Annotated in this window: 19 protein-coding genes and 1 pseudogene; 9 read left to right on the plus strand and 11 right to left on the minus strand. The window is 37.6% G+C overall.

The features are described from left to right. Nucleotides 1–88: 88 nt before the first annotated feature. Nucleotides 89–961 (plus strand): PP2C family protein-serine/threonine phosphatase, encoded by an 873-nt coding sequence (locus ACVBAX_RS09305; RefSeq protein ID WP_447116778.1) that lies wholly within the window; start codon nt 89–91, stop codon nt 959–961. 43 nt (nt 962–1,004) lie between these two features. On the opposite strand, the gene ACVBAX_RS09310 is transcribed toward ACVBAX_RS09305, so the two are convergent. Next, on the minus strand, nt 1,005–1,757 hold the full coding sequence (locus ACVBAX_RS09310) for a PAS domain S-box protein (protein ID WP_447116779.1): 753 nt from the start codon (nt 1,755–1,757) through the stop codon (nt 1,005–1,007). 142 nt (nt 1,758–1,899) lie between these two features. Here ACVBAX_RS09310 and ACVBAX_RS09315 point away from each other — a divergent pair, with 142 nt between their 5' ends. Next, entirely contained in the window at nt 1,900–2,571 is a 672-nt protein-coding gene (locus ACVBAX_RS09315; protein WP_447116780.1) for an SOS response-associated peptidase, read from the plus strand. A 43-nt stretch (nt 2,572–2,614) separates the two neighbouring features. On the opposite strand, the gene ACVBAX_RS09320 is transcribed toward ACVBAX_RS09315, so the two are convergent. Beyond that, a complete protein-coding gene (locus ACVBAX_RS09320) occupies nt 2,615–3,499 on the minus strand; it encodes a YitT family protein (protein ID WP_430774171.1) in 885 nt (294 codons plus the stop codon). A 143-nt stretch (nt 3,500–3,642) separates the two neighbouring features. Between ACVBAX_RS09320 and ACVBAX_RS09325 the strand changes: the two genes are divergently transcribed. From ACVBAX_RS09325 to ACVBAX_RS09335, 3 genes are all read left to right on the plus strand, one after another. Continuing rightward, nucleotides 3,643–4,197: a tyrosine-type recombinase/integrase gene (locus tag ACVBAX_RS09325; protein ID WP_430774172.1), complete on the plus strand. Its 555-nt coding sequence runs from the start codon at nt 3,643–3,645 to the stop codon at nt 4,195–4,197. A gap of 13 nt (nt 4,198–4,210) precedes the next feature. Further along, nucleotides 4,211–5,674, plus strand: a complete 1,464-nt coding sequence (locus ACVBAX_RS09330; RefSeq protein ID WP_447116781.1) for a potassium/proton antiporter — start codon at nt 4,211–4,213, stop codon at nt 5,672–5,674. Between the two features lie 280 nt (nt 5,675–5,954). Beyond that, complete coding sequence (locus tag ACVBAX_RS09335) at nt 5,955–6,944, plus strand: DUF3231 family protein (protein WP_447116782.1); 990 nt, start codon at nt 5,955–5,957, stop codon at nt 6,942–6,944. 50 nt (nt 6,945–6,994) lie between these two features. Here the strand turns inward: ACVBAX_RS09335 and ACVBAX_RS09340 are convergent, their stop codons facing one another. Continuing rightward, nucleotides 6,995–7,120 (minus strand): hypothetical protein, encoded by a 126-nt coding sequence (locus ACVBAX_RS09340; protein WP_447116783.1) that lies wholly within the window; start codon nt 7,118–7,120, stop codon nt 6,995–6,997. A gap of 174 nt (nt 7,121–7,294) precedes the next feature. Here ACVBAX_RS09340 and ACVBAX_RS09345 point away from each other — a divergent pair, with 174 nt between their 5' ends. Both ACVBAX_RS09345 and ACVBAX_RS09350 read left to right on the plus strand, forming a co-directional pair. After that, on the plus strand, nt 7,295–8,038 hold the full coding sequence (locus ACVBAX_RS09345; protein WP_447116784.1) for a hypothetical protein: 744 nt from the start codon (nt 7,295–7,297) through the stop codon (nt 8,036–8,038). A 16-nt stretch (nt 8,039–8,054) separates the two neighbouring features. Further along, complete coding sequence (locus ACVBAX_RS09350; protein ID WP_447116785.1) at nt 8,055–8,309, plus strand: hypothetical protein; 255 nt, start codon at nt 8,055–8,057, stop codon at nt 8,307–8,309. 51 nt (nt 8,310–8,360) lie between these two features. Here ACVBAX_RS09350 and ACVBAX_RS09355 read toward each other — a convergent pair whose 3' ends face one another. Continuing rightward, nucleotides 8,361–8,552 carry a gamma-type small acid-soluble spore protein gene (locus ACVBAX_RS09355; RefSeq protein ID WP_447116786.1) on the minus strand — a complete coding sequence of 64 codons (192 nt, stop codon included), beginning with the start codon at nt 8,550–8,552 and terminating at the stop codon, nt 8,361–8,363. A 125-nt stretch (nt 8,553–8,677) separates the two neighbouring features. On the opposite strand from ACVBAX_RS09355, the gene ACVBAX_RS09360 reads away from it, so the two are divergent. Then, the gene (locus tag ACVBAX_RS09360; protein WP_447116787.1) at nt 8,678–9,250 is read left to right on the plus strand and encodes a cysteine hydrolase family protein; all 573 of its coding nucleotides are present in this window, start codon (nt 8,678–8,680) and stop codon (nt 9,248–9,250) included. A gap of 30 nt (nt 9,251–9,280) precedes the next feature. Here the strand turns inward: ACVBAX_RS09360 and ACVBAX_RS09365 are convergent, their stop codons facing one another. Together ACVBAX_RS09365 and ACVBAX_RS09370 are read right to left on the minus strand one after the other, a co-directional pair. After that, nucleotides 9,281–10,033, minus strand: a complete 753-nt coding sequence (locus ACVBAX_RS09365) for a YqcI/YcgG family protein (RefSeq protein WP_447116955.1) — start codon at nt 10,031–10,033, stop codon at nt 9,281–9,283. Between the two features lie 138 nt (nt 10,034–10,171). Beyond that, a complete protein-coding gene (locus ACVBAX_RS09370; protein WP_447116956.1) occupies nt 10,172–10,984 on the minus strand; it encodes an EcsC family protein in 813 nt (270 codons plus the stop codon). A 162-nt stretch (nt 10,985–11,146) separates the two neighbouring features. On the opposite strand from ACVBAX_RS09370, the gene guaC reads away from it, so the two are divergent. Then, complete coding sequence (gene guaC / locus ACVBAX_RS09375; RefSeq protein ID WP_430774178.1) at nt 11,147–12,130, plus strand: GMP reductase; 984 nt, start codon at nt 11,147–11,149, stop codon at nt 12,128–12,130. Nucleotides 12,131–12,148: 18 nt separating this feature from the next. Here guaC and ACVBAX_RS09380 read toward each other — a convergent pair whose 3' ends face one another. The 5 genes and pseudogenes from ACVBAX_RS09380 to ACVBAX_RS09400 form a co-directional block, all read right to left on the minus strand. Further along, nucleotides 12,149–12,811 (minus strand): phosphatase PAP2 family protein, encoded by a 663-nt coding sequence (locus tag ACVBAX_RS09380; protein ID WP_447116788.1) that lies wholly within the window; start codon nt 12,809–12,811, stop codon nt 12,149–12,151. Nucleotides 12,812–12,849: 38 nt separating this feature from the next. Continuing rightward, nucleotides 12,850–13,620, minus strand: coding sequence for a TerC family protein (locus ACVBAX_RS09385; RefSeq protein WP_447116789.1), 771 nt, complete (start codon nt 13,618–13,620; stop codon nt 12,850–12,852). 117 nt (nt 13,621–13,737) lie between these two features. Beyond that, nucleotides 13,738–14,067, minus strand: a pseudogene (locus ACVBAX_RS09390) (redoxin domain-containing protein); the annotation flags it as partial. A 15-nt stretch (nt 14,068–14,082) separates the two neighbouring features. Further along, nucleotides 14,083–14,250 (minus strand): hypothetical protein, encoded by a 168-nt coding sequence (locus tag ACVBAX_RS09395; protein WP_447116790.1) that lies wholly within the window; start codon nt 14,248–14,250, stop codon nt 14,083–14,085. Between the two features lie 21 nt (nt 14,251–14,271). Beyond that, entirely contained in the window at nt 14,272–14,679 is a 408-nt protein-coding gene (locus ACVBAX_RS09400; protein WP_447116957.1) for a DoxX family protein, read from the minus strand. Between the last annotated feature and the right edge of the window lie 9 nt (nt 14,680–14,688).

Genomic DNA, 14,688 nt, shown 5'->3' on the forward strand with positions numbered 1-14,688 from the left:
CAAGATTACTATATCCATTGTTTGGCATTGTGGTAGAATATGAGAATATTACGAATTCTAAAATAAATAGAGTTTCGAGGAAAATAGAGTGGCGTATACTTATTTAGCGTTTAATTATCCGACCGTTATTGTAACGGTGCTTGTTGCCATTATTGTTATGACGATAATCATCGTTGGAATTACCTATAATGTATTTCGAAATGAAAACGAAGACCTCCTTAAACTAAAGCTCACAGAACTAAACTTAGCAAGAGCGGTTCAGGAAAAATCATTACCTCTTCCTATCCATAACGAGAGGATAAACATCAGTGCCTATTACAAAGCGTCCGAAGAACTGTCAGGCGATCTGTATTATTGGTCAAAAACAGACAGCGATCAGTACGGGATATTTATTATGGATGTGATGGGACATGGAGTTTCTTCATCCATTATCAGTGTGTCGATAAAATCGTATCTTCAAGGAGTATTAGGGAGAGTAAGTGAACCTATGAGTGTAATGAAGGAGCTGTCAGATCATATGAATTCGATGTTTGAGGGAAGTGATAACCCGTTTTATTTTACAGCCATTTATCTTTTAGTCGATACGAAACAGAAAAGGATCACTTATGTTAATGCAGGTCATCCATCAGGGCTTTGGCAGGTAAAAGGGGAACCGGTTGTACCTATTGCGTCCACGTGTCCACCGATTGGACTTGTAGCAGAATTACCAATCATAGTTGATGAGATTTCCTTTGAAGGACAAGGAAGACTCGTGTTATATACAGATGGATTTATGGAGGGCATAAGTGATCATCCTAGAGTACAACTTAAGGTAATGGAACACATTCTTGTCTCTAACCAAGAAAAAGACATAGAAGAGCTAAAAACTCAGCTGCTAATAGAACACAAAAATCATCAAAGGCAACCGGATGATACTTGCCTGCTGGTGATTGATATTAATGGTGAATATTCAGACACCTAATTAAATAAATTAAAAAAAGACCAAAAATCTATTTTGGTCTTTTTTATCTTCCTTGATAATAACTAATCGCGTCTTTAACGGTGGCCATCGAGCGAGTGGATGACAAGTTTAATCCTTGATCTACAGCCAGCTTAGCTAATTCGGGTCTCAGTCCAGCAATAATGGAATATACACCCAGAAGTGACATAACATGAACGATTTTAAAGAGCGTATCAGCCACTAAGGAATCTAAATTAAAAGTTCCAGAAAAATCGATGATTAAGCATTCAACCCTTTCCTTTTGTATCTTCATCGGTATGGTATCAAGTAGCTGCCTAGCTCGGTCTTCATCAATTGATCCTACGAGTGGAAGGACGGATATCTCATTTGAAAAAGGTACAAGGGTTGCAGACAGTTCATTAATTTGTTTCAGCATTTGTTTTTGTAACTTTTCGTTTTCTTTTCTTGCTGTGATATCCCATACGATGGATTGAATCGCTCTTTTATCGGCAAGTGGGGCAGGATGACAATACAGGTCAATATCTACCATTGTTCCATCCATTCGATAGACGGTTTCTTCAATGACTGGCATGGGTGTTTCGTAAGCGGATTCTATTCGTTTCTTTATGGCTGCCTTGGAGAAGTCTTGAAAAATATCAAGTGGGCTAAGGCCTAGAACCTCTTCTTTCGTTGTTCTAAAAAAAGTCTCTGCTGCGTGGTTGATATAAATTATTTTTAAATCTGTATGAATAATAACGGGGTCTAACGAATATTCAACGATCTGGAGGTAATTTATTTTTGAAAGATCTTCACTCACGATGTTCACTCCCTTGTAACTAAGGGTAAAGTATCATACCATATTTATCAAGGAATTAAGATAATTTTGAATAATAATAAAATGGTTAAAAATCGTTATACTGATACATATTGAATTAATTAATGAGAGGGGTGAACGTTCCTTGTGTGGAAGATTTTCCTTAACCGAAGAAATATATAATTTAAAGAGGCAGTTTGAATTTGAATTCTTGGAGGAATTCGGTCCAAGGTATAATATTGCTCCAAGTCAGATGGTGCTAGCGATTGGACAAAATAAAGGGGTACGTAAAGGAGCGTATCTCAAATGGGGTTTGGTTCCATACTGGGCAGCTGATCCAAAGATAGGGTATAAAATGATTAATGCTCGAAGTGAAGGGATTGATGAAAAACCATCATTTAAACAACCTTTCAAACAGCGGAGATGTCTGATCTTAAGCGATGGCTTTTATGAGTGGAAAAAGATCGGGAAAGAGAAACATCCATACCGGTTTGTTATGAAAGATCACAAGCCATTCGCACTAGCTGGTCTTTACGATGTGTGGAAAAAGGAAGGGCAGCCCACATTAACCACATGCACGATCATTACAACAACACCAAACAGTGTAACTGAGGATGTTCACGATCGAATGCCCGTAATTTTAAAAAAAGAAGACTATGACAAGTGGTTAGACCCGAATAACCAAGAAACCTCTTTACTAAAATCTCTCTTAACTCCTTATCCAGCTGAGGAAATGATGAAGTATGAGATATCTTCATTAGTAAATAGTCCGAGAAATGAAGATCCAAACATCCTTCAAGCAATAAATAGTCTGTAAAAAATAGACCTCTCTCAGAAACATGAGAAGAGGTCTTATTGTTTTAGTGGATAGCTTTTTTCTTAAATCTACCGCCTCTAACCTCAGCGATATCTGCAATCGCTAAAAAAGCAGATGGGTCAATTTCTTCGACAATACTAGTCATTTTCGACTCTTCTAGCCTTGTGATGATACAAAAAATGACCTTTTTATCATCGCCTGTATAAGCACCCTCTCCATGTAAAAAGGTAACACCTCTACCAAGACGGTCCGTAATGGCATCCCCGATTTCATGGGCGAAGTCACTAATGATCCAAACCGATTTGGATTCTTCCATCCCAGTAATGACAATATCAATCGCTTTTGAAGCAATCACGTACGCTAAGATCGAATACATAGCACGATCCCAGGAGTACACAAAACCGGCAGAACCAAGAATGAATAAGTTAATAAACATAACAATCTCACCAACGGAAAAAGGAACCTTTTTACTAATTACGATCGAAAGGATTTCAGTTCCATCGAGTGCTCCACCATTTCTAATAACTAGTCCCACACCAATCCCTAAGAAAATACCACCAAAAATCGTTGCTAGTAGGATATCATCGGTAAAAGCAGGGACTGGATGAAAGAATGTTGCAAATAGGGATAACATGATAATTCCATACACCGTGGAAATCGCAAATGTTTTTCCAAATTGCTTATAACCTAAATAAACAAAAGGTAGGTTTAGTAAGAAAAGAAAGACCCCTAATTTAATTCCAGTAATATGTGAAAGCATAATCGAAACCCCGGTTACACCCCCGTCAATAACCTGGTTAGGAATCAAGAATATTTCTAAACCTACAGCCATCAACAAAGCCCCGATAGTTATAAAAATACCTCTTTGAACAATTCTAAGGGCTGATAATCTTCGGTGTTGTCTTTTTTCTAACGCTAAATCTGTCAAAACCCATCACGCCTTTTCTATTATATGTGATAAACAAAACATAAGATCCCTGAAAGCAGCAACATATTTGTATGTAACATAAGTATATAATATAATAAGGTTATGTTACCAATTATATGCTTAGAAGAAGGGAATCAGTCACAATGGAATATGTAGATGCGATTCGTGATACAGGGAAAATAAAAGCCCTTAAAAAGTATCTGAAAGACCAATCGTCAAGAGATTACTTATTATTTGTTCTTGGAATTAATACAGGATTAAAAATTAGTGAAATTTTGATTATTAGGTGGAGCGATATTTTAAACGAAAATGGAAGTATTAAAAATTTCATGGAGCGAGAAGAGCAAGAAATCCCCATTTATGTAAATGCAAAAGTAAAGCATGCTATTTCTCTTTATCTTTCCTCAATTTCCTATCATTATAGTGACTATGTTTTCAAATCCTCTAAAACAAATGACCCCATCACGAGGCAGCAGGCGTATCGAATCATTAATAAAGCAGCAAAACATGTGGGGATTGAAGGGAATATCGGAACACACTCCATGAGAAAGACCTTTGGATATCACGCCTACAAAAAAGGAATCGCTATTGCACTATTACAAAAAATCTTTCACCATACATCATCTTCTGAGACATTCAAATATTTAGGAATCAAAAAGGAGGAAGAAATCAAAACTGAAATCGATGTGAATTTATAAGGGGGAAAAAAACATGATTAATATTGATTACTCGATTTTACTAGGTTCGTTACTTCTTATTATAGGAATCATTACAACCAAATTCTCAAGTCGACTCGGTATGCCAGCTCTAATTCTCTTTTTAGCCGTAGGGATGATTGTTGGAAGTGATGGGTTAGGAATCATCTATTTCGATAATGCTACTTACGCACAGCTAATTGGTGTTCTAGCACTGATTATCATTTTGTTTGAAGGTGGTTTGCAGACGAGATGGACAACAGTAAAATCAGTGTTGAAGCCATCGTTATCTCTTGCAACCGTAGGTGTATTGATTACAACTTCCGTCGTAGCTGTTGTTGTTAACCTATTATTTGATGTTCCTTGGCTGGAAGCATTTTTAATAGGATCGATCGTAGGTTCAACCGATGCGGCTGCTGTCTTTGCTGTATTAAAAGGGCAAAATATTAATCCTAAACTTGGAGCAACCCTGGAGGCTGAATCTGGTACGAACGATCCTATGGCCATGTTTTTAACCTTAATGTTTATACAGTTGCTGACGATAGATGAGGCGAACGTGTTCCTACTAATCCTCTCTTTCTTTTGGCAGATGGGAATGGGATTACTTATTGGCGTTATCTTCGGGAAACTAGCAACCATGGCTATTAATCGAATAAATCTAGATTCTAGTGGACTTTATCCAATTTTTGCATTAGCTTTTGCCTTACTTACCTATAGCTCCACAGCGTTGGCACACGCTAGTGGATTGTTAGCTGTATATGTGGCAGCTCTTGTTATAGGGAATTCTGACTTAACCTATAAAACATCCATTTTTCGTTTCAATGAAGGATTTGCCTGGATGATGCAAATCTTAATGTTTATCATTCTAGGATTGTTGGTTTTCCCATCTCAGCTATTTACCGCTGATGTGATAATAAAAGGCATACTCATTTCGGTAGCTTTAATCTTTGTAGCACGTCCAATCGCGGTATATGTTTCAACGATAAAAATGAATTTTAACCATAAAGAAAAGATCTTTGTAGCTTGGGCGGGATTACGGGGAGCGGTGCCAATTGTATTGGCAACATTCCCTATGCTTGCAGGAATCGCCGATAGTCAAACTATCTTTAATGTGGTGTTCTTCGTCGTGTTCACGTCCGCATTGGTTCAAGGGTCAACCATTTTGCTACTTGCAGGAAAACTAGGGCTAACTGGACCAAAAAAGACAACCCCTGCACATTCATTGGAATTAGTCTCTATAGGGAAAGCCAATGCAGAAATCATCGAGTACGAGATTCATAAAGAAGATTTACTAGTAAATAAAAAAGTTGTAGACATTTTATTTCCAGAGAATGTGCTGATCAACGCCATCATTCGCTCCGATAAATTGGTCACACCAAGAGGGGATACTTGTTTGCAAGAGGGTGATCTTCTTTACATCCTCACACCAAGAAGCAGTATTGGAAGATTAAAACAGATGTTTAAGGATCATGAATTTTGATATAAAACGGACAGTTATTCATGAAAGAATAGCTGTCTATTTTTTTACAAGAATGCTTGGCAAATTGTAAGTTCGGAAAGATTAGGAAAGAGGTGATACAAATGGTCAAATAAATTGTTGCATTTTCCTAAAGTGAAGGTTGCTAGTGGAAGCCAAGGTCAGATCTTTATTGCCAAAAAAGGTGACAGCAGGTGGTTTGTTTGGTTTAAATATCACTAAAAACGTATAGAATGGCTGCTTCAAAGAGAAAAATACTTCTATTGGAAACGGAGGTAATTCAATGGAAAAGCATAATATACGACTCGTTTCCTCAGAGGTAGCGAATCTATGGGCAAACTACATGGGAGATAGTATGTCTATCTGCGTATTTACATATTTCTTGAATCATATCGATGAAATAGAAATTAAACAGGTATTAGAGCACGCCATGGATTTATCCTCCCAACACATCAAAAAAATCACGAAAATTTTTGAGGAAGAAGGAATTCCCGTACCCCGTGGGTTTACCAATGAAGATGTGTATCCAAATGCGGAACGATTATTTTCTGACTCCTTTTACCTGCAATATGTGAAGCATATGACAAAGGGAGGACTTGCCACTTATAGTGCTGTTTTACCAAATGTGTTTCGAAATGATATTCGGGAATATTATATGTCTTGTATCTCTTCAACGATGGAATTGTTTAATGAATCAACCAATGTTTTACTTTCGAAAGGACTTGAAACTAGGTCACCAAATCTAACTTACCCTACAAAAGTGGAATTTGTAGAAAGGCAAAGCTTTTTAGCTGGTTGGTTTGGTGAACAAAGACCCTTGACCGGACTAGAAGTCACACATTTATATGCCAATATACAAACGAACAAGCTGGGAGAGGCTTTTTGTCTAGGGTTAGCCCAGGTAGCAAAACAAGAAGAAATTAGGGACTATATGATAAGAGGAGTTGAGATCTGTAAAAAACACATTACCCTCTTTAGTGAGTATCTTCACTCTAATTTTCTTCCAGCTCCTATGACATGGGACCAAGAAGTAACAGGCTCAACCAATTTACCATTTTCAGAAAAACTCATAATGTTTCATGTAGGTCTATTAAGTGCGGCTGGAATGGGGAACTACGGGGTGGCGATGTCGCTATCGCCAAGAAGAGATATTGCTGCTATGTATGCTCGATTAATTCCAGAGGTAGGAAAGTTCGCAGAAGATGGAACAAACATAAATATCAAACATCGCTGGATGGAAAAGCCACCTCATGCCATCGACAGAGATGACTAACAAAATAGAATGAAGAACGCTTAGGTAGCGAGCACCCAAGCGTTTTTGTATTATTTATTTAAATCTTTCTTTGTCATTTCGCCTCGAATATCTTTTTCCTTTGAGAATTCTGTATCTTGCTTTTTATTGTTCGGATACTTATTTTTACGTTCGCGGTTATCGTTTCGGTTGGTCAAGAGTTTCACTCCTTTCTATGTAGTCGAAATTATTATTGGCTATTTTCATCCTATATATTAACCATTCTGGTTTAGAACGTCCTCCAAACACACCCAAACATTTTTCACTATATGATACAATATTAAAACATCTTTCCAACGGATCTCATGTCATAAAGGAGTCCTGTCACAAACATGCCAATCGCATTTAATTCAAAATTCACTACATATAAACATAAGATTCAATCGTTGCCGTATATCTCAGAGGAAACGATTAGGTCAGAAACCTTTTTACTAGAATCTAACGAAAAAAAGAAGATTGAAATCTACTATGCACCCTTTGAATATGTTAACAATAAAGCAAAAATAGTGATCATCGGGATTACTCCCGGATACTTTCAAATGGAACAATCCTATAAAACAATCTGGAATCATCGCAACCAAAAGATTTCAGACGGGAAGCTTCTACATGAAGTGAAAAAACAATCGAGCTTTCAAGGACCCATGCGGAAGAATCTAACCAATATGCTGGATGAGTTGGGGCTACATAAATATCTACAAATTCCATCAACCACTAACTTGTTTGATACATACACCCATTTGGTTCAAACCAATTCGGTCATTAAGTATCCAGTGTTTTATCGAGGGAAAAATTACAATGGATCTACACCAAATATGATCCGAACAGACACTCTTTTAACGTATATAAAAGAGGGGTTTGTTCAGGAAATTAACATGATGGACAAACCTTTACTCATACCACTTGGTGTGAATGTGTCGCAACTGCTCGATTTTTTAATCGAGGATAACCAAATCAAAAAGCATACGATCCTCCGCGGCTTCCCGCATCCTTCCGGTGGAAACGGTCATCGCCACCGTCAATTTGCAGAAAATAAAGAAGTGATGAAGAGTTACTTACAAACATATTTTCAATCATAAAAAGAAGGTGTTCCCTTTGAAGAAAATCAGCATTTATATATTACTAGGCATTAACTTATTTTACATCGTCAATTTCTTAGTGAACTTTGAACATGTTTTTCTTGAATGGTATTGGCTCGTCTTTTTTATCATTGGACTTGGTTTATCCATTTTTTATTTGTTAAAACCAAACAAAGAGAACACATACATTTTGATTGCCTTATTAGTGACGAGCCTGAGTTCGATTGGATTTTACGGCTTTCAATATTTTCTTTCTCATCTAATGCTATAAGATAGAAGAGGGAATCGGCATGAGAGAAAGAATGTAAAAAAAGACATCCGACTATGATTGGATGTCTTCTCCGTGAATTCTTCTTTTGATTTCTTCTATATCTGTATTACTGTACTGACTAGTTCCTTTTCCGCCTGTTTGAGCTAGTAACGCTTTCACCTCATTATAAGACAAACCTGATTCCGCATTTTTCCTTTTAACTTCATTGATATCTGTTCCAACCTCTGTATAATCCTTATCCATCAAATGACCTCCTAATGATTCTACTCTTACTCTTTCTTGTTAAAGATAAAATTATGTAATGGAAGGGTCTTAACTTGCAAACAATGTAAGTTGTAGAAAAAGTTTATCAAGATAGGAGTCATCCAATGGCAAAATTAATTAATTTACCAGCGTTACTCATTCTAGATGTTCAAAAAGGATTTGATGATCCATACTGGGGCAATAGGAACAACCCAAAGGCAGAGGAAAACATAGCTCGGTTACAAGAGGAGTGGAGGAGGAGGAAGGGGACCATCTTTTACTCGAAGCATCTATCCATTCAACCCCAATCACCTTTACACCATACGAACAAAGAAGGAACAGAGTTTAAAGAAATGATTAAACCTAAACCTAATGAAACAGTTTTTACGAAACAGGTGAACAGTGCTTTTATAGGAACAGAGTTGGAAACGTATTTAAATGAACAGAAAATAAATACAGTTGTTATCACAGGACTTTCTACACAGCATTGCGTTTCGACCACTACAAGAATGAGTGGGAACCTCGGTTTTCAAACCTATCTTGTTTCAGATGCGATCGCAGCTTTTGAGATTACGGATCACAAAGGAAAAAAACACGCTGCTGATACCATTCAGGAAGTTGAATTGGCGATGCTCCAAAAGGAATTTGCTACGGTATTAACAACCGATGAAATTATTAATCAACTCGTTCAGCTTTAATACATATGTAAAGCGCAGGGGAGCTCTGCGCTATTTATCTTGCTTAAACAAATTTATGAAGCGGTGGTAGGGACATTTGGATAATGACGTATCATTATCGCGTAAGAAATATTGTCTCCACTCAAAATTATCTTCTGACCCATAGCTATTTAAATCGGGGTGGATGGAAATAAAATCGTACATCACTAGGCGTTTACGTACCTGCTTTTTAATATTTTGGACATAGGATTCATTTTTACCAAATTCTTGTAAAACCCATCTTGGGGTAATTGCGAGCATCATCGTATCAAAATGCCGGCTTTGTCGATTTTGGTGTGATGGGGTGGCACAATACATAAAGTATTTTTCCCCGTGGAAACAAAACTCCCAGACCGGATCATGAGGGTCAGTGGGAATGTCTTTAGGCCACTCCATCCCGTCAATAGCAGAAAGACCAGCTAATTGTTGCCAAAATAGTTGTTCAAACTGTTCCACTGTATATGATTTTTCTACTTCTTTTGGAATTTCATAAAAAACAATAAGTGACGTAAAGTTACCAAATCCCTTTGATTCTTCAGTGAACCTCACTAATAGTTCTGCTAGTGCATGTACCGTGGAATCCCTCCTTGGATCACCTACAAATCCATAGCGAAGTTGATTAGTGGAATACCCAATAGTAGCTGGTATGCAAGGAAAGGGTCTTTCTTTATCCGTCATTTTTGCTTCGAATTTTTCGAGAGCATTTCTTTCCCATAGGGCTAGTTGTTCTCGTAATATCACTTCATCTTTATATAAACCTTTGATAATGATCACCTCACAAAAGCTTATATACTATATTCCTAAAAGCTTTTGCTCGATGAATGTCCTAGAGAAATTGGGCGATTATGAAGACCAAGCGATGAAGACCATCCATCAAGCTTCGACTCCAAAATCCAACCATCCTTACGCCTGTTCTTCAGTAGTAACTCCCAATCGCTCCATAATTCTTCTTTTCCGATACAACATAACTCCCACTTCTGCTAAATCATTAATCATCGAGCGATTGGTGAAGGCGCCGAATACCATTCCAGCGATAGGGACCATTTGAAATAGTTTTTTCCATCCAAATTGATCTCGGTATGTATACACGACTTCTCGCCAGCCTTGAAGCTGAGACATCATCTCACCCGATTGATTGCCGTTTTGGTAGTAGCTGGATAACTCCTTGAGAATCGCCTTTTTTCCAACAATATCAGCTGATGAAAATTGTAAACACTTGATGATAAAAATTCGCTCGCTTTTTTCGTTTGGATCGTACCCGTGGATGATTGCGATTTCTTGCAGTGTTTTTAATGAGATGGCTAAAAGCGCGGGTACATCAATCGCGAGGGTGAAGATTCCTCCGATCCCTGTTGTTGCTCCTTGGAACGTTGCGACCTTTTTCCGGTTTTCCGTTAATTTTTGACTTACCGTTTTCATAGTGGAAAGATGGATTTCTTTTATCTCCGCTATGCTCTCTATTGATTGGTTTGTTTCTTTTTCGATGAGCTCAAAAAGCTGTTTTTCCGATACTAAATATTTTCCACCAGTTTGAATGTAATTTCCAACTTCATCTAATAAAACTCCCACTTTATTGTGAACAAACTGTGGGGTAATTTTGTCTAGTAATTTAAAAGGAAGTCTTCCAAGTCGTTCCCAAATCCACAAATTCCCTTGGTCCCGTTCCCAATTTTCAATTATAGCTAGTTCTTTTTTTAATTCCTCATTCTTTTCCAAAATAATCATCCTTGTCCTTCTCCATTTTCCTCAGTTTTTCTTATTCATCATTGTTCTAATCATTAGATACGGAATTACCTGAAAAAAGGTTTCAAAACTATCTTTCATGATTAAAAGGGGAAAGGCCATACTAAGCTTATTCAATACATAGAGGTGATAGTGATGGATAACGTTTTTGATTATGAAGACATACAATTAATTCCAAACAAATCGATTGTTAACAGCCGAACGGAGTGTGATACGAGTGTGACGTTTGGCGGTCATACGTTTCGATTGCCGGTGGTGCCGGCGAATATGCAGACGATTGTTGATGAAAAAATATCCGTATTTCTAGCAAAAAATAACTATTTTTACATTATGCATCGTTTTCAACCAGAAACGCGAATACATTTTATTAAAGATATGAAAGCTCGTGGGTTATACGCTTCGATAAGTGTAGGTGTAAAGGAAGAGGAGTATCCGTTTATTGAACAACTAGCAAAGGACAATTTGTCCCCAGAGTTTATAACGATTGATATTGCGCATGGTCATTCAAATGCAGTAATTAATATGATTCACCACATTAAGAATCATTTACCTAATAGCTTTGTAATTGCAGGCAATGTGGGTACACCAGAGGCAGTAAGAGAGTTGGAGAATGCAGGTGCTGATGCGACGAAGGTTGGAATTGGACCAGGGAAAGTTTGTATTACGAAAATAAAAACAGGCTTCGGAACAGGTGGTTGGCAATTAGCGGCCTTACGATGGTGTGCGAAAGCCGCTAGTAAACCCATTATTGCAGATGGGGGGATTCGCACTCACGGAGATATTGCCAAATCGATTCGCTTTGGTGCATCCATGGTTATGATAGGTTCGCTCTTTGCGGGACATGAAGAATCCCCAGGAGAAACTGTTGAGAAAGATGGGAAAAAGTTTAAGGAGTATTTCGGATCTGCCTCTGAATTTCAGAAGGGTGAACGAAAAAATGTCGAGGGAAAGAAAATGCACGTGGAATTTAGAGGGTCATTAGAGGACACGTTGATTGAAATGGAACAAGATTTACAATCATCCATTTCCTATGCAGGTGGAAACAAACTGTCAGCGATTCGAACAGTCGATTATGTAATTGTGAAGAACTCGATCTTTAACGGAGATAAGGTATACTAACAATAAGGAAAGTGAGCATTACCCAGATGGGCTGCTCACTTTCCTTTTTCTTTTATCCATATATCGCTGGAAAAATCCAATAGCTAACGTAAGCCAAAAAGCACTGATAAAATAGCCCGCTAAAATGTCACTTGGATAATGAACACCGAGGTAAATTCGACTGATACCTATGGAAAGGATAACGATACTATTCACAATTATGTGAATCGTCCTTTTGAAGGATGTATTGATATGACGCCATAAAATAAAGGTTAGAACTCCATATAAGGAGAAAGCCATAGTCGCATGACCACTTGGAAAGCTATAATTAGTCGCTTCCGCTAAACGATGCAAATCAGGTCTTGCCCGTTGAAAGAACATCTTTAACGTGAGAAAAAGCATATTCGCACCTAAGATTACCGTTATAAATAGAATAAGCTCAGCTCGGTGATTGAGAACCTTGTAAAGAAGAATGATACTGACTAGAGACAAAATAATCACCGGAATCGTATCGCCAATAAACGTGAAAAATCGCATAATGGAGGTTAACCATGGAGATTCCAATCCTTGAACAAAGGAAATAATTTTGCTATCAAAAGAGACAATGGTATTCTTCTTTACTAAAATTGCCATTACACTAAATGCTAGTGAAGAGACTAGGCTTATTAGAAATGCAATGAGAAGTTGTATTTTTAATTTCATGTAGTACTCCATTTTTTTCATAATAGCGTTTTCAAAGTTTATTTACCGGGTTCCTCAGCAACTTTTTCTTTAGAAAGAAACCAGCCTAAAATGGCTATTAATAACAGAACGGACCAAAATGTTAGTTTCCATTCTGTTGATTTAGGAAATGCCTTTGATAGATAACCTAAATCAGGGTGAGCAAGGGTGTATACTGCCAATTTAACACCCACCCAACCGACGATAAAGAAAGCGGCCGTTTCAAGCCCAGGTTTTTTATGAAGAATCCCTACAAAGAAATTAGCGGCAAATCTCATAATCACTAAACCGATGATTCCACCTGCCAAGATCACTAAAAATTGTCCACCATCTAATCCCCCAATAGGAGGTAGTGGCGTTTCAGGGAGAGCAACAGCAAAAGCAACCGCAGCTAAAATCGCATCTACGGCAAAAGCTAAATCGGCTAATTCAACTTTTAACACAGTCATCCAGAAACCTGAACCTTGCTTTTCATCTCCCGTTTTCTTATTTTCTCCCTTTCTTAAAACAAATTTCTTAAAAATGTGATTGAAGGAAATAAATAGTAGATAAAGAGAACCGATAGCTTGTACCTGCCACACATCGACTAAAAAGGAAATGATAAATAACGAACCAAAGCGAAAGATAAATGCACCAGCTAAGCCGTAAAATAAAGCTTTTTTTCGCCTTTCTTCCGGTAAATGTTTGACCATAATGGCAATGACTAATGCATTATCTGCTGCCAAGATTCCTTCTAATCCGATTAACACAATTAAAACCCATAGATATTCAAGTAAAAGGGCAGTGTCCATGTAAAATCAACTCCTAATCTCTATAGTAACTCCTGATATGAGTTACTTTGGCTTTAATTAAAATTAATATACGGTCCATTTCAAATGAAAAGCCGCAGGAGCTCCTGCGGCAAAAGGTTACTTTTCAAGTAATTGATACTCTTTATTTATTTCCTTCAAGGTTTCGTCAAACTCCTCACCCCAAAGGTCATTAATCGTATGAAACACAACCTCACCATCACTGTTTAACATACCATAGCCTCTATAAGCCATGTCATCATTTTTCATCCCAAATAAATCAATTAATTCTAGCTTAGGGTCAGATATAAAAGGGATGCTACTCCCGAACATGTCGACTATAGCCTGATATAACTGTAATTGTTCATCTGGGGTATCACCGCTTACGATATACATATTCACATCTAACTCTTCTAATTGCGAGAGATTTTCATGCAGCTGAACCAGCTGCTGTTGGCAGTGCGTTCAGGTATAGGTGGTGATAAAAAAGAATAATGTTGGTTTCTCTTGTGGGAACGTGATCTCCTTGTTATTTTGGTCAACTAAAGACATCGTTCCGTCCATTTTCTCTTGTCCGCAACCGGTTATTAAAAGGACGAAAGCTAATAGAATAAAAAATCGTTTTGTTTTCATTGTTACACCATAACCTTGTCTTTATATTTGAGTTTGAGCTTGCGTTTCTTTCGTGGGGATTTTTGAATCCAGACTGAACATAGAGCTGCCAGTAATTGATAAAAAGACAGCGATAGATAGTAGTACAACGTCTAATTCATATCCTCCCATAAATCCTGCGCCAATTTTCACTTTTACAATGGCACCTAACATAATAAGTGCAAACAGGGCTGAAACCATTTTCGTTCCTAGTCCAACGATTAAGGCAACACCACCAATGAGTTCAATTCCAGTAACTACATAAGCAAGTGTTCCTGGTAGACCTATACTAGAAAACCAGCCAACCGTATTTTCAATTCCTCCTTGTATTTTGGCTAATCCATGGACAAAGAAGGTAATACCAAGCACAACCCTTAATAGAAGTACTCCCATTTCATGTTTGTTCATTATTCATTCTCC

The organism is Robertmurraya sp. GLU-23 (assembly GCF_052983275.1).

Bases quoted from the DNA above. Each gene is read 5' to 3' on its own strand.
- ACVBAX_RS09325 (WP_430774172.1), top strand. From the start codon at position 3,643: ATGGAATATGTAGATGCGATTCGTGATACAGGGAAAATAAAAGCCCTT.
- ACVBAX_RS09360 (WP_447116787.1), top strand. From the start codon at position 8,678: ATGGCAAAATTAATTAATTTACCAGCGTTACTCATTCTAGATGTTCAA.
- ACVBAX_RS09395 (WP_447116790.1), bottom strand. From the start codon at position 14,250: ATGAAAACAAAACGATTTTTTATTCTATTAGCTTTCGTCCTTTTAATA.
- ACVBAX_RS09335 (WP_447116782.1), top strand. From the start codon at position 5,955: ATGGAAAAGCATAATATACGACTCGTTTCCTCAGAGGTAGCGAATCTA.
- ACVBAX_RS09345 (WP_447116784.1), top strand. From the start codon at position 7,295: ATGCCAATCGCATTTAATTCAAAATTCACTACATATAAACATAAGATT.
- ACVBAX_RS09330 (WP_447116781.1), top strand. From the start codon at position 4,211: ATGATTAATATTGATTACTCGATTTTACTAGGTTCGTTACTTCTTATT.
- ACVBAX_RS09355 (WP_447116786.1), bottom strand. From the start codon at position 8,552: ATGGATAAGGATTATACAGAGGTTGGAACAGATATCAATGAAGTTAAA.
- guaC (WP_430774178.1), top strand. From the start codon at position 11,147: ATGGATAACGTTTTTGATTATGAAGACATACAATTAATTCCAAACAAA.
- ACVBAX_RS09385 (WP_447116789.1), bottom strand. From the start codon at position 13,620: ATGGACACTGCCCTTTTACTTGAATATCTATGGGTTTTAATTGTGTTA.
- ACVBAX_RS09380 (WP_447116788.1), bottom strand. From the start codon at position 12,811: ATGAAATTAAAAATACAACTTCTCATTGCATTTCTAATAAGCCTAGTC.